Annotated in this window: 11 protein-coding genes; 8 read left to right on the forward strand and 3 right to left on the reverse strand. The window is 52.0% G+C overall.

The genetic code is table 11. The features are described 5' to 3' along the window. Nucleotides 1–39: 39 nt before the first annotated feature. The gene (locus EHV07_RS22535; protein WP_147200311.1) at nucleotides 40–2469 is read right to left on the reverse strand and encodes a bifunctional aspartate kinase/homoserine dehydrogenase II; all 2430 of its coding nucleotides are present in this window, start codon (nucleotides 2467–2469) and stop codon (nucleotides 40–42) included. A gap of 2 nt (nucleotides 2470–2471) precedes the next feature. Continuing rightward, nucleotides 2472–3632, reverse strand: coding sequence for a cystathionine gamma-synthase (metB, locus tag EHV07_RS22540; protein ID WP_147200312.1), 1161 nt, complete (start codon nucleotides 3630–3632; stop codon nucleotides 2472–2474). Nucleotides 3633–3874: 242 nt separating this feature from the next. Here metB and metJ point away from each other — a divergent pair, with 242 nt between their 5' ends. The 3 genes from metJ to EHV07_RS22560 all read left to right on the forward strand — a co-directional run bounded on the left by metJ (nucleotide 3875) and on the right by EHV07_RS22560 (nucleotide 7852). Continuing rightward, the gene (metJ, locus tag EHV07_RS22550; RefSeq protein WP_013200201.1) at nucleotides 3875–4192 is read left to right on the forward strand and encodes a met regulon transcriptional regulator MetJ; all 318 of its coding nucleotides are present in this window, start codon (nucleotides 3875–3877) and stop codon (nucleotides 4190–4192) included. Between the two features lie 259 nt (nucleotides 4193–4451). Then, nucleotides 4452–6179 carry a ShlB/FhaC/HecB family hemolysin secretion/activation protein gene (locus EHV07_RS22555; RefSeq protein ID WP_254446282.1) on the forward strand — a complete coding sequence of 576 codons (1728 nt, stop codon included), beginning with the start codon at nucleotides 4452–4454 and terminating at the stop codon, nucleotides 6177–6179. A 74-nt stretch (nucleotides 6180–6253) separates the two neighbouring features. Continuing rightward, a complete protein-coding gene (locus EHV07_RS22560; RefSeq protein ID WP_147200314.1) occupies nucleotides 6254–7852 on the forward strand; it encodes a filamentous hemagglutinin N-terminal domain-containing protein in 1599 nt (532 codons plus the stop codon). A 129-nt stretch (nucleotides 7853–7981) separates the two neighbouring features. Here the strand turns inward: EHV07_RS22560 and rpmE are convergent, their stop codons facing one another. Further along, nucleotides 7982–8194: a 50S ribosomal protein L31 gene (gene rpmE / locus EHV07_RS22565; protein WP_147200315.1), complete on the reverse strand. Its 213-nt coding sequence runs from the start codon at nucleotides 8192–8194 to the stop codon at nucleotides 7982–7984. A gap of 213 nt (nucleotides 8195–8407) precedes the next feature. Between rpmE and priA the strand changes: the two genes are divergently transcribed. The 5 genes from priA to hslU all read left to right on the forward strand — a co-directional run bounded on the left by priA (nucleotide 8408) and on the right by hslU (nucleotide 14956). Next, nucleotides 8408–10606, forward strand: coding sequence for a primosomal protein N' (priA, locus tag EHV07_RS22570; protein WP_147200316.1), 2199 nt, complete (start codon nucleotides 8408–8410; stop codon nucleotides 10604–10606). Nucleotides 10607–10810: 204 nt separating this feature from the next. After that, a complete protein-coding gene (gene cytR / locus EHV07_RS22575; RefSeq protein ID WP_147200317.1) occupies nucleotides 10811–11848 on the forward strand; it encodes a DNA-binding transcriptional regulator CytR in 1038 nt (345 codons plus the stop codon). A gap of 166 nt (nucleotides 11849–12014) precedes the next feature. Further along, nucleotides 12015–12995, forward strand: a complete 981-nt coding sequence (gene ftsN, locus EHV07_RS22580) for a cell division protein FtsN (RefSeq protein ID WP_147200318.1) — start codon at nucleotides 12015–12017, stop codon at nucleotides 12993–12995. 87 nt (nucleotides 12996–13082) lie between these two features. Next, nucleotides 13083–13613, forward strand: a complete 531-nt coding sequence (gene hslV, locus EHV07_RS22585) for an ATP-dependent protease subunit HslV (RefSeq protein WP_147200319.1) — start codon at nucleotides 13083–13085, stop codon at nucleotides 13611–13613. Nucleotides 13614–13624: 11 nt separating this feature from the next. Continuing rightward, nucleotides 13625–14956, forward strand: coding sequence for an HslU--HslV peptidase ATPase subunit (hslU, locus tag EHV07_RS22590; protein WP_147200320.1), 1332 nt, complete (start codon nucleotides 13625–13627; stop codon nucleotides 14954–14956). Nucleotides 14957–15139: the final 183 nt, after the last annotated feature.

The following is a 15139-nucleotide window of genomic DNA, read 5'->3' on the forward strand; positions in this document are numbered from 1 at the left end:
AAAAATCAACGGGCCGGAGAATACCGGCCCGGAAAGCAGTTACAGCAGCTGCGCCAGACGATTAATATCTGACTGGATTGCTCCGGCGGTCACGTCGCGTCCCGCGCCCGGCCCACGGATCACCAGTGGGTTATCACGATACCAGCGGCTTTCTATCGCAAACACGTTATCGCAAGGCAGCAGGGAAGCCAGAGGATGCTCGCTTCTCACGGCTTCTACGCCAACACGCGCTTTGCCATTAGCATCAAAGCGTGCGACATAACGCAGCACCAGCCCCATTTCCTGCGCGGCCTCAAAACGTTGCTGCATCTGATCGTTCAGCGTTTCACCATTCTCAAAGAAGTGATCCACGGACTCGCCTTCGCAGTTTTTTGGCACCAGAGATTCAACGCGCACCTGATCCGGTTCAATGTCATAGCCAGCTTCACGCGCCAGGATCACCAGCTTGCGCATCACATCCTGACCAGACAGATCGACGCGCGGATCCGGCTCGGTCAACCCCTGTTGCCAGGCCTGATCGACCAGTTCGGTAAACGGAACCGTGCCGTCATATTGCAGAAACAGCCATGACAGGGTGCCGGAGAAAATGCCGCTAATAGAGAGAATACTGTCGCCGCTTTCCCGCAGATCGCGCACCGTATGGTTAACCGGTAATCCAGCGCCGACCGTGGCATTGTAGAGCCAGCGACGCCCGGTTTTCGCAAAAGCGTCGCGGATTTGGCGGTAACGATCGCTGCTGGAAGCTCCGGCCACTTTATTAGCGCTAATAACGTGGAAACCATGACTGGCGAAATCAAGATACTGATCGGCCAGCTGTTCGCTGGCGGTAACGTCCAGTACTACCAGGTCGTCAAACGGGTGTGCGCGCATCCACAGGAACAGCGATTCTTCATCCTGCTCAACCGCTTCATCCTCAAAAAATGCCAGCGCACGACGGGCATCCAGCCCGTCATAGCTCAGCAAACTGCGCCGGCTGTCGACGACGCCAGCCAGCACATATTCAAAACCGGTACGGGCAGAAAGGCTCTCCTGCTCGCGGCCAAACAGCTCCAGCCAGCGGGAACCAATATTGCCTTTACCAAACAGTACCAGACCGATTTGTTTTTCAGCGCGGAACAGCGACTGGTGCAGACCTCGAATCAGATGCTCAGTAGGCCCAACACGCAGCACGGCGACCAGGCTTATGCCCTCTTCTGACTGCCAGATAAACTCGACCGGCTGGTCTTTTAACTGCTGCCAGAAACGGTGGCTGTGCAGCGGATTACGACACACGCCTGCACCAACCAGCGCAACCAGCGCCATGCTTTCACGTAACTGTAAGCGACCCGGAATGCCCGCATCCTGCAACAACGTCAGTGCGCTGCTCACCACTTCCGAGGTGTAGCAAAGCTGGATGAGGTTGCGATCCGGATGGATACCCGTCGCCAACGGACGTAGCTGCGCGCGCTGCAACAGCCGTTCAATTTCTTTGTGCGTGGTGGAAAAATCATGCTGCGGCGGTACCTGGAACTCAATCAGGCAGACGTCATCATGACTGGTGACAATGCGCGCACCGGTGCCGGAGGCCAGCACGCGTTCAATACGGGTCGATCCCTGTTCGGGTTGATAGCTACAACGCAGCTGCAAATCAATATCGCTGCCGGAAACCGGTTGCAGCGTGCGGGTATGCAAAACCGGCGCGGCCAGGCGAGCCAGCTCGCTGGCTTCGTCCAGACGCAGCAGAGGCAGCAGGCAGGCATCTTTCACCTTGCGCGGATCGGCACTGTATACCCCGGCGACATCACTCCAGATGGTGACGCGAGATACGCCAGCCAGCGCGCCGATTTGGGTAGCGGAGTAGTCACTACCGTTACGGCCTAGTAAAACGGTTTCGCCGTCATCATTACGACTGATAAAACCTGTTACCACCAGACGCTGCCCGGGATGCTGAGCAAGCAGCTGCTGTAACAGCGGCCAGGATTTTCCCTCATCCACCTGCGGCTGCGCAGCCCGCTCGGCGCGCAGGAAATCCCTTGCGTCCAGCCAGCTCGCAGCAATATCACGCTGGTGCAAAACAGCGGCCATCAGGCGGGCTGACCAAATTTCACCGTGCCCGACTACTTCGGCATAGGCCGCGTCGGTAATGGGGCCATCCAGCAGCGCAGCGAGTTTTTCCAGGTCATGAATAAACTCAGTTACCAGCGTCTCCGCCATGGGTGCCGGCAGCAGCGAGCTAATTAGCTCGCTCTGATAGCGACGAAGCGCCTGCTGCACCTGATGAGCAGACAACCGATCGCTCTGGCTCAGCTTAAGCCAGCTGATTAACTGATTGGTGGTGCTACCTGCCGCCGAGACCACCATCACATCGCCAGGATTGCTGTACTCCGCCATAATCCCCGCGACCCGCTGATAACATTTAGCATCGGCAAGACTGCTGCCACCAAACTTATGCAACTGACGCGTTCCTGCTGCCACTGCTGACTGACTCATGCTTACCTCTCGGCCGCTATCCGGAATGCATTATCCAGATCGGCGATTAAATCTTCGTGGTCTTCAATTCCTACGGATATCCGCAGTAGCGTTTCGGAAATACCCGCCGCTGCCCGTGCCTCTGCTGACATTCCTGCATGGGTCATGGTAGCCGTATGCGAGATAAGACTTTCCACGCCGCCTAACGACTCCGCCAGGGTAAACAATTCCAGCGCTTTCAGGAAACGGCGCAGGGTCTGTTCGTCGCCATCCAGCTCAAAACTGAGCATGGCACCAAAGCCTTTTTGCTGACGTACGGCAAACTGGTGGCCCGCATTTTCGGGTAAAGAAGGATGATACAACTTTTTCACCAGCGGCTGTTGCTTCAGATAGTCAACAATGGCCAGCGCGTTACGCTGAGCCGCCGCCATACGTGGTGCCAGCGTACGCAGGCCACGAAGCAATAAATAGCTGTCGAAAGCTGCACCTGTCACACCGATATTATTTGCCCACCATGCCAGTTCGGTGACAAGCGCAGGATCTTTAGCAATGACCGCACCGGCAACCACATCGGAATGACCGTTAAGATATTTGGTGCAGGAATGGATGACCAGGTCTGCGCCCAGCGCCAGCGGATTTTGTAGCGCGGGACTGAGGAACGTGTTATCCACAACGCTGACAGCGCCCGCTTCGGCCGCCGCTTTACAGATCGATGCAATATCCACTACGCGCAGCAGAGGATTACTTGGGCTTTCTACCAACACCAGCTTAGGCTTTTCAGCCAGCGCCGCTTTTAAGGCCGCCTCATCACCCTGATCGACAAACTTCACGCGATAAGCGCCACGCTTGCTCAGGCTATCGAAAAGACGATAGCTGCCGCCGTAACAATCGTGTGGCGCAACCAGCAGATCGCCAGGCTTCAGAAAGACGGTACAGACCAGATGAATCGCCGACATACCGGTATTGGTCATGACCGCACCAGCACCGCCTTCCAGTTCGGCCAGCGCACGTTGTACGACGTCACGCGTTGGATTACCGCGACGAGAGTAGTCGTGCGCGCGTGGCTCATTAAAATCGGTAAAGTTATAGGTGCTGGAAAGATGAATCGGGGGGACAACGCAGCCATATTGCTCGTCATCATTCAAACCGCTGCGAACTGCGATGGTTGCCTGTTTACGCGTCATGGTGCATAAATTCCTGCAGGAGAATTAAGAAGAGCGACCAGCATAACAGGGTGTCGATAGACGTCAATACATCTGGACATCTAAATGTCTTTGCGTATAGATTGAGCAATTCGGCAATAACCGTTAATATTATGCTTCTTGAGCCAGCAGAAAGTGGTTCTGTCGCGTGTGATGGGCTCCAACTTCGGGCATAATTAGCCGGATTTCGGCATTTTTCACTTTTAATTAATTTAAGGTAACCCATGGCTGAATGGAACGGCGAATATATCAGCCCTTACGCTGAGCACGGTAAGAAGAGCGAGCAAGTCAAAAAAATCACGGTATCCATTCCGTTAAAGGTGCTGAAGATTTTGACCGATGAGCGCACGCGCCGTCAGGTCAATAATTTACGCCATGCCACCAACAGCGAATTGCTGTGCGAAGCATTCCTGCATGCTTTCACTGGGCAACCGCTGCCGGATGATGTCGACCTGCGCAAAGAACGCAGCGACGAAATCCCGGAAGAGGCAAAAGCCATCATGCGGGAGATGGGCGTCGATCCGGATACCTGGGAATACTAACGTTCCCTGCGGAACTCGCACTGTCCGCTTTCTCTTCCTGGCAGCAAACTTTCCTGCGGAAATTTGCTGCCAGTACCTTTATTTTCTTAACCCCCCTGGCTGCTGCACTTTTTTATAACAAAACGTCCTATATCCAGTAAACCTCTTCTAACCTGCAATCGAAATGTAAATTACTATATAGAATTATCGCTATTGTACGAATTAAATAAAAACACTAAAATATGGCAATAATAATGGATTATTAAACCTGGATTTAATCATGGACAGATACGTCAACATCAAAATGATGTTGCTGCCTTTTCTTGCTGCTTTTTTTATTCACACTATGGAATCCCGGGCAGCAGAAACGGTACTCCCTCAACTAAAAAATGCTGAAAAAAAATTTAACACTCAGACAGCAAATCGTGTCGAACAGGATAAGAGCCGTAAAGAAAACCTGCAAAAAACGGCAAAAGAAATGCGCTCTTCTAAAAAAAACCTGGAAAAATTCGCCATTAGTTTTCCTGAAGAATCACCCTGCTACCTGATTAATGACATTTATTATAAAAAAGATAATGATAAGTTAAACCTCAGCACATTGCATTACTTTACCGATCAGGCAAAGGAAAAATGCCTGGGCAGTAAAGGTATCAAATTACTGGCAGATGTTATGCAAAATGAGATTATTCGACTGGGTTACATTACAACCAGAATAAGCATGCCGCAGCAAAATCTTAACAGCCATGAATTACACTTTGATATTATAGCAGGGAATATTGGTAAAATTAAACTCGTCGAAGGAGGAGCAAACTATATTAATTTGAAAAACACGCTCCCTTTCGCCGAAGGCGATCTTCTTAATCTCAGCGATCTGGAACAAGGTAGCTTTAACCTGCAACGCGTGCCTGGCTCTACGGTGAAAATTAATCTCATCCCAGGTACCGAAAAAGGGGAAAGCGATATCCTAATCCATCGTGAACAGGATAAATTTTGGCAGGTGGGTGCCTGGCTCAATGATGCAGGAAGCAAAGCAACGGGGCGTTACCAGGCGGGAACAGTATTTTATCTCAATAATATTACTTCACTGAGTGACACACTGTATCTCTCCCTGAGTCATGATATTGATACGCGAAATAAGCCTCAGGGTAGCAGCAACCAGTCTTTTGGCTACAGCATTCCATGGGAATATTGGTGGATGGATCTGTACGCCAGCCGCAGTCGCTACCAGCAGCATGTACAAGGTAACTGGTCAGGCTGGATGCTGAATAACGATAACTTTTATTACAGCGTACAGCTTAACCGTCAGCTGTCGAACACCGTGCATCAGCGCACAACGATGGGCTTGCAGATTTTTAATGCCCGCTCACGCTACTACTATGAGGATGTCGAGCTAGCCAGCATGCGTAAACATAATGCTGGATGGAAAGCAGTCCTACAGCACCAGCACTACTTTGAGAAAGCAGTGGTAAATGGCAGCCTGAGTTATCAAAAAAAGATGCCCTGGTTTGGTAGTTCTTCCACGCAAGAACAACAAATGAATTTCATCGACAGTAAAGGGCGGGTTATCAGCTTTGATTTACAAGCCTCAATGAATATTGCTCTGCTTACACAGACGCTAAATTATTCTCCTCATTTTATGCTACAGCTTTCACCTGACACGCTTTCATCACTGGATGGATTCGCGCTGGGCAATCGCTGGACGGTTCGCGGTTTCGATGGGGAAGCTAACTTGCAGGAAAATCAGGGATGGTATTGGCGAAACGATATTACCTGGGTTTTACCAGATAAAAGCTTTCAACCTTATTTAGGCCTGGATGTTGGAAGAGTCATTGGCAATAAAAATCAACAATACTATTCGGGAAAAATGCTTGCAGGCAGCGTTATCGGCTTACGTGGCAGAGCATGGAACACCGGCTATGATATTTATGCCGGAACACCTCTAAAAAAACCACAGGGGTTCCATACCGATCCGCTAAACTTAGGTTTTTCGCTTCAGTGGAAATATTAAAAGGAGACTACATACCCATTCACTATCATCTCAATATTAAAAAACAGGAAAAACCAATCTTAAAGGACTAATAAATGAAACTTCATAAATTTAATGCACTATTTTTAATAACTACATTTGCTATTGCTTCACACTCTGCGTTTGCCAATCCAACCAGTTACACCCACCGGAATGGTTCAACCGTAGTTGATATCAATAAAGCTGATGCCAACGGGCTTTCCCATAACATGTGGACAGATTTTAACGTTAGTAAAAAAGGCATGGTGTTAAACAATAGTACAGAAAACTTAATACGTGATAGCGGTAATATTGCGAAAAATAATAATCTGGATACTGCCGCCAAAGTCATCCTGAATGAAGTTATTTCCAATAAGGCCAGTACGTTGAGTGGGTTTATCGAAGTCGCCGGCCAGAAAGCCGATGTTATTATCGCTAACCCTAACGGTATTACCTGTTCTGGCTGTAGCTTTATTAACACCAGCCGCACCACACTGACGACCGGCACACCGGTCATGGCGGACGGCGCGCTGACAGGTTTTAATGTTACTCAGGGCCGCGTCACTATCAACGGTAATGGCCTGAAGAACAAGCAAAGCTATACCGATATTCTGGCAGAAACTGTTCGCATCAACGGTTTGGTTGAAACTGACTCTTTAAACGCGGTTGCCGGAAAATATAGCTGGGATAGCGCAAGCAGCACGTCAACTTCTGCTGGCGGCCACACGTTGTTCACGACGGCTATCGATGTCAGCGCGCTGGGCGGCGTGACGGCAGGCGTTATTCAGCTGCAAACGACGAAAGCTGGCATCGGGGTCAATAACAACGGCACGCTCTCCGCAGACGCTATTCAGATCTCATCAAATGGCTCGCTGACGAATACTGGCACAATGAAGGCCAGCGGTAGCGCTGTGCTTTCCTCTGCTGCTTCAATGAACAATTCAGGTTCGATCAGGGGTAAAAATGTGCAGCTGGTTTCCTCAAATGCGCTTAATAATAGTGGAACAGTGAAAGCAGATAATGTTCTGTACACGCTGGCGAACGGGAAGATTTCTAACTCGGCGAAAGGAACACTGAGCGGAACCAGCGCATATCAGATCGTCTCTTATACCGGTGATATTGAGAACAACGGTGTGATTGAGTCAGAGGGTGCAGTCTATGCGCGTACCGGCTATATGCCTAACGAAAGCTATGTTCTGGCTCCGATAGCGAACACCAGCATTATCAATACCGGCAGCATCACTGGCGCGACAGGTGTAACACTACAGGCAACTAAGGCGATTACATTGACGACCGGATCTGTCGCTACGCAGGCTGCTGCTTACCTGAGCGCAGAGACTGTAAATAATGCAACAAGCCTGAGCGGCAATAATATTACTGTTTATGCCAACACTTTTGAAAATACCGGAACGCTGCAGGCCTCAAACCAGCTGACGGTTACGGGTGTGAGCGGGATCAGCAACTACGGAACGCTGGAAGGCAAAACGTTAACGCTTAACACCGAAGGCAAAATCAGTAGTACTTCCTGCTCCTGGTTTGCACTGTGCAAAAAAGGCACAATTTCCGCAGAAAAATTAGCCATTAATGCGCCAAAAGTCAGTAAGATCAGTGATCTTGGTGGCAACATCATCGCCCAAGTCGTTGAACTCAATAAGCCTGAGACTACCGGCTTTTAATGACGGTTCGCTTCACATGATGTTCCGGACCTGCATCATAAATAACGATCGCATCCGGAACATAAAAAAACCCAGCCGAGGCTGGGTTTTTTATTACATCCGAAACGGGAACCGTTTCTGTCGGGCTGCTTATTTAGCGCCTGGGATGCTGAAACGCTTGTTGAAGCGGTCAACACGACCACCGCTGGCAACATCACGCTGCTTACCGGTATAGAACGGGTGGCATTTGCCGCACACGTCCAGGTTCAGGTCGTGACCCACGGTTGAGCGGGTTTTGATTTCGTTACCGCAAGAACATTTAGCAGTAACTTCAGCGTAATTTGGGTGAATACCTTTTTTCATGGGAAACCTCAGTTAAGGCCGTGTCGCTCTCCCGTGCCAGGATAACCCTGCACCGGCACCACACGAAGATTAAAAATTCAGGTGTTTTGATACCGAAAAGCCGTATCAACGGCGGCGAACTATACAGAAAATAACCGCTCGCTGCAATCGAATCCGCACAATCCGGAAGACACAGTGTACACTATCTCGCTCACTATTTCATCCGGATGATATATGCCCGTTGTTCAGGTCGCACTGCCCGTCCCTCTGGCCCGTAACTTTGACTACCTGTTACCGCCCCATCTGCCTGCGGCAGTGGTTGGCGCGCGCGTCAGCGTGCCTTTTGGCAAACGCAAAGCCATTGGCGTCGTGGTCGGGCTTAGCGAGACCAGCGATTTTCCTGTCGATCAGTTAAAATCGGTTCAGGAAGTATTGGACAGCGAGTCGATTTGGTCGCCGTCATTATGGCGTATTTTGCTGTGGGCAGCCGAGTATTATCATTATCCTCTGGGTGAAGTGCTGTTCCATGCTATGCCCGTATTACTGCGTCAGGGGAAACCCGCGCAGGCAGCGCCGCTCTGGCAGTGGTTTATTACCGAGACCGGGCGAGAAACCGCGCCGGAGAGTCTGAAACGCGCGCCTAAACAACAGCAGGCACTTGCGGCGCTGCGCCAGCGTAATCTCTACCGCCACGAAATCAGCCAGCACGATATTACAGACGCAACGTTGCAGGCTCTGCGGGCGAAAGGATTGTGTGATTTGCAGGAACAGCGTCGTACGCAGCAGGACTGGCGCGCCAGCTATGCGGTTAAAGGCGAGCGTTTACGACTGAATACCGAGCAGGCCACCGCTGTCGGCGCTATGCGCAGCGAAGATGACCATTTTGCCGCATGGCTACTGGCTGGCATCACCGGCTCGGGCAAAACAGAAGTCTATCTCAGCGTGTTGGAAAACGTGTTGGCCAACGGTGGCCAGGCGTTAGTACTGGTCCCGGAGATTGGCCTGACGCCACAGACAATTTCTCGCTTTCGCGAACGCTTTAATGCACCCGTAGACGTTCTGCACTCGGCGCTAAACGATAGCGAACGGCTGGCGGTCTGGTTAAGAGCACGCAGCGGCGAAACGGCGATTGTGATCGGTACCCGCTCGGCGCTGTTCACTCCTTTCGCCCGCCTTGGCGTCATTATTATCGATGAAGAACACGACAGCTCCTATAAGCAACAGGAAGGCTGGCGCTATCAGGCCCGCGATCTTGCTGTGTTCCGCGCCCGCCAGGAAGATATTCCGATTGTTATGGGCACGGCCACGCCCGCGCTGGAAACCTTGCACAATGTCCAGATGGGAAAATACCGCCAGCTCAACCTGAATAAACGAGCCGGGAACGCGAGCCAGGCCACGCAGCAGTTGATTGACCTGAAAGGCGTTAAGCTTCAGGGCGGCCTCTCTCCCATGCTGATCAAAAAAATGGGTGAGCATCTTAAGGCAGATAATCAAGTCTTACTGTTTCTTAACCGCCGCGGCTTTTCGCCCGCAATGCTCTGCCATGAGTGCGGGTGGATTGCCGAATGCCAGCGCTGCGATCGTTATTACACGCTGCATCAGCATCATCGTCAGCTTCGCTGCCACCATTGCGACAGCCAGCGGCCTGTTCCCCATCAATGCCCACAATGCGGCTCAACAAATCTGGTGCCTGTCGGTTTAGGTACCGAACAGCTGGAACACAACTTAAGCGAACTATTCCCGGATGTGCCGCTTTCCCGCATTGACCGTGACACCACCAGCCGTAAAGGCGCGCTGGAGCAACATCTGGCGGATGTTCATCGCGGCGGTGCCCGTATCCTGGTTGGCACGCAGATGCTGGCAAAAGGTCACCATTTTCCTGATGTCACGCTGGTGTCGCTTTTGGACGTTGACGGCGCACTCTTTTCTGCTGATTTCCGTTCAGCCGAACGTTTTGCTCAGCTCTATACCCAGGTAGCCGGGCGTGCTGGACGCGCAGGTAAACAGGGCGAAGTGCTGCTGCAAACGCACCATCCTGACCATCCGCTCCTGCAAACGCTGCTGCACAAGGGCTACGATGCCTTTGCCCGAGAGGCGCTGAATGAACGCCAGACCGTCTTTTTACCTCCTTTTACCAGCCACATTCTGTTTCGCTCAGACGATCACGATAACCAGCAGTCGGCGCTGTTTTTACAGCAGCTACGCAACTTGCTGGAATCCAGCCCGTTGAAAGATGACGCATTTTGGGTAATGGGACCGGTGCCGGCGCTCCAGCCGAAACGCGGTGGACGCTATCGCTGGCAGCTTCTGTTACAACACCCTTCCAGAGGCGTGCTGCAAAGACTGATTAAGGCCACTCTGCCGCTGATTGGTACACTTCCGCAGGCGCGCAAAGTTAAATGGACCCTCGATGTGGATCCAACGGAAGGTTGAAACAGCCCTGCTATGGTGACAATGCGCTGCGAGACGTTTCGAAAAAATTCGCACAAGTCAGCGTTTTTATGCAAATTAAGTAACTTCATTAATGGACATCGGTTAGTTTTGTAGAGGGCATTGAGCAGGCAAGAGCGCTGACGATGCCCTTTTTCAATATCCTGGACAGTCAGGTCAGCGCAAGCTGACGTGAGGAGAATAGCGTTGGAGCAGAATCAAGAGGCCACTGGCGCCACCATGAAAGACGTGGCGGAAAAAGCGGGCGTATCAACAGCAACCGTGTCACGTGCGCTAATGAATCCGGAAAAAGTCTCTGCCGCAACGCGACAAAAAGTTGAAGAGGCGGTGATTGCCGTTGGGTATTCTCCCCACGCAATGACCCGCAGCGCCAGGCGCAACGAATCCCGTACGATTCTGGTTATCGTGCCGGATATCTGCGATCCCTTTTTCAGCGAGATGATTCGTGGGATTGAAACGGTAGCCGCCGATCGGGGTTATCTGGTGTTGATTGGCGATTGCGCCCATCAGAACAGCCAGGAGAATGCTTTTCTCAACCTTATGATGACCCGTCAGATTGACGGTATGGTGTTACTGGGTTCACAAGTCCCGTTTGAAACCAGTTCTGAGGAACAACGCAACCTGCCGCCGATGGTGATGGCAAATGAATTTGCCCCAGAGCTTGATCTCCCCACGGTTCATATCGACAACCTGACAGCGGCATTTGAAGCCGTCAACCACCTGCTTAAACTGGGGCACAGCCGCATCGCCTGCATTGCAGGGCCACAGGATATGCCGCTCTGCCAGTATCGCCTGCAAGGGTATATTCAGGCACTCAGGCGGAATGGCATTACGCTGGATCCCCACTATATTGTGCGGGGAGATTTTACCTTTGATGCCGGTAGCCGGGCGTTAAAGCAGCTGATGGCGCTGCCTAAACCGCCGGACGCGCTTTTCTGCCACAGCGATATTATGGCGCTGGGTGCCATGGCTCAGGCAAAACTGATGGGGCTGCGGGTACCGAAGGATTTATCGCTGATTGGCTTTGATGATATTGAGCTGTCGCGCTATAGCGATCCTCAGTTAACTACCGTTGCCCAACCCCGGTTTAATATTGGTCGTGAAGCGATGAACCTGTTACTGGAGCAGTTACAGGGTAAACCGGTTAACAGTGGATCTCGCCTGTTGGATTTCGAATTAAAAATCCGTGGCAGCACGGCGCCAGCGCTGCATGCGAGGGACTGATCGCCGCGAAAATCGCTCCCGGGCGACCTTAAAAACGAGATTCAGCAGATTCTTACTCGTATCGCTGCTGGTCAAACTTCCGGCCCTTGAGTAACATGGCGAGCTGACAGCCGGGGCACCAGCGCTGGTCCGGGCTCACCTTTCATTGAATATTAGCGGAACGATAGTGGCACAAAAAGATTACGTAAGCCGCGGGCGTTCGACAGGGACGCGTCGCAAGAAGAGCAACAGCCGCAGTAAAAAGCGCAGCAGTGGTTCAGGTGTATCAAAAGTCATGGTGATGCTTGCCGTTGCGGTGCTGGTAGCATTCGTCGGCGGGCTGTGGTTTATCGCCCATCATAAAAAAGAAGAAGAAACGCCTGTCATTCCGGATCATAAAGCTGCGGGCAACGGTCTGCCGCCTAAACCAGAAGAACGCTGGCGCTATATCAAAGAGCTGGAAAATCGACAGATTACCGTGCCTGCGCCTACGGAACCTTCCGCAGGGGGAGAAGTGCATTCCCAAACGCAGTTGACCGATGAACAGCGTCAGCTGCTTGAGCAGATGCAGGCCGACATGCGCCAGCAGCCAACCCAGCTTAACGAAGTACCGTGGAACGAACAGACGCCAGCGCAGCGCCAGCAGACGCTTCAGCGTCAGCAACAGCAAACGCAGTTGCAAAGCATGCAGCGTCAGCAGCAACAGCAACAATTGCAGCAGCAGCAGCAGCAGCAGCAGCAGCAGCAGCAGCAGCAAAATATACAGCGCCAACAGCAGCAAACGCAGCTGCAACAGCAGTCGCGTATGCAGCAGACTCAACCTGCTCGTAGCCAGCCTGCCGTTACCCACGAGCCAGCTCGTCAGGTACAGGCCCCAGCGGTAACGACGCCGAAGGCAGAAAAACCGAAACCGGTAGAGAAACCGGCAGAAAAAGAGAAAAGTCAGCGCTGGATGGTGCAGTGCGGTTCGTTCAAAGGTACCGACCAGGCCGAGTCTGCTCGCGCTGCGCTGGCTTTTGAAGGTTTTGAAAGCCGTATTACCACCGGTGGCGGCTGGAATCGGGTCGTTGTGGGTCCCTACAACAACCGGGCAAGCGCCGACAGCACGCTAAAACGCCTGCGCGGTGCGGGCCACTCAAATTGTATTCCTCTCGCCATCGGGGGTTGAAACCCTTCAAACTCGCCCCATATCTGATTGCATCATTGCCCCGCGGTAACGCGGGGAAATCTTCCGACTGCAACAAGGGGTCTGCCCGTGACAACAATTGTAAGTGTACGACGCAACGGCCAGGTAGTAATTGGCGGTGATGGCCAGGCTACTCTCGGCAACACCGTAATGAAGGGCAACGTCAAAAAAGTGCGTCGTCTCTATAATGATAAAGTCATTGCTGGTTTTGCCGGTGGTACTGCAGATGCCTTCACGCTGTTTGAGCTGTTCGAACGCAAGCTGGAAATGCATCAGGGTCATCTGGTGAAAGCGGCCGTGGAATTAGCAAAAGACTGGCGTACTGACCGCATGCTACGCAAGCTGGAAGCTCTGCTGGCAGTAGCGGACGAAAACGCCTCGCTGATCATTACCGGTAACGGCGACGTCATTCAGCCTGAAAATGATTTAATCGCCATTGGTTCCGGTGGTCCTTACGCGCAGGCAGCAGCCCGTGCGTTACTGGAAAACACCGAGATCGGCGCGCGCGACATCGTGGAAAAAGCGCTGGGTATTGCAGGCGATATCTGCATCTATACCAACCACAATCTTACTATCGAAGAATTACCGTCTAAAGCGTAAGGATCCCAACTATGTCCGAAATGACGCCGCGCGAAATTGTCAGCGAACTGAACAGATTTATTATTGGCCAGGATGGCGCCAAGCGCGCTGTAGCGATTGCCCTGCGTAATCGCTGGCGCCGCATGCAGCTTGATGACGAGTTACGCCATGAAGTGACGCCAAAAAATATTTTAATGATCGGCCCGACCGGTGTTGGTAAAACGGAAATCGCCCGTCGTCTGGCCAAGCTGGCCAACGCACCGTTTATTAAAGTCGAAGCGACTAAGTTCACCGAAGTGGGCTATGTAGGTAAGGAAGTTGACTCCATTATCCGCGATCTTACCGACTCAGCGATTAAGATGGTGCGTTCTCAGGCGATTGAAAAAAACCGCTATCGCGCCGAAGAGATGGCTGAAGAACGGATTCTTGATGTGCTGATCCCACCGGCTAAAAACAACTGGGGCCAGGCAGAAGCCGCTGCGGAACCTTCCGCTGCCCGCCAGTCCTTCCGCAAAAAACTGCGTGAAGGTCAGCTTGACGATAAAGAGATTGAAATCGATCTGGCTGCTGCGCCAATGGGTGTGGAAATCATGGCGCCTCCGGGCATGGAAGAGATGAGCAGCCAGCTGCAATCAATGTTCCAGAATCTGGGCGGTCAGAAGCAAAAGCCGCGCAAGCTGAAAATCAAAGACGCAATGAAAATGCTGGTGGAAGAAGAAGCCGCCAAGCTGGTCAATCAGGAAGAGTTAAAGCAGGAAGCCATTGAAGCCGTAGAGCAGCATGGCATCGTGTTTATTGATGAGATCGATAAAGTCTGTAAGCGTGGCGAAAGCTCCGGCCCGGACGTTTCTCGTGAAGGCGTACAGCGCGATCTGCTGCCGCTGGTTGAAGGCTGTACCGTTTCCACCAAACACGGCATGGTTAAAACTGACCATATCCTGTTTATTGCTTCCGGTGCGTTCCAGGTTGCCAGCCCGTCAGATTTGATCCCGGAACTTCAGGGTCGTCTGCCAATTCGCGTTGAGCTACAGGCGCTGACAACACACGACTTCGAGCGCATTCTGACTGAGCCAAGCGCTTCCGTTACCGTTCAGTACAAAGCGCTGATGAAAACTGAAGGCGTGGATATCAATTTCACTGAAGATGGTATCACCCGCATCGCCGCCGCCGCATGGCAGGTTAACGAAACCGCTGAAAACATCGGTGCCCGTCGCCTGCATACCGTGCTGGAACGTCTGATGGAAGAGATTTCCTACGACGCCAGCGATCTCAACGGTACCTCCATTACCATCGATGCTGACTATGTTGGTAAGCATCTGGATGAGCTGGTGGCCGATGAAGATCTCAGCCGCTTCATTCTGTAAGCGCACAACGATCGGGAGGCTTCGGCCTCCTTTTTTTTAACGCTTTCGTCATCAAAAACCCCGCCTGAACGCGCATCTCATCCGCTTTTAATCAGCACTGTGTTAACAGAACCCCCGACGTCGTAACTATCATTGATGTGGATTAATTCTTCCGGTTTGGCCAGACAGTAAACTGCTTATCAT

It is taken from the genome of Pantoea sp. CCBC3-3-1, assembly GCF_007981265.1.
Classification (GTDB): Bacteria; Pseudomonadota; Gammaproteobacteria; order Enterobacterales; family Enterobacteriaceae; genus Erwinia.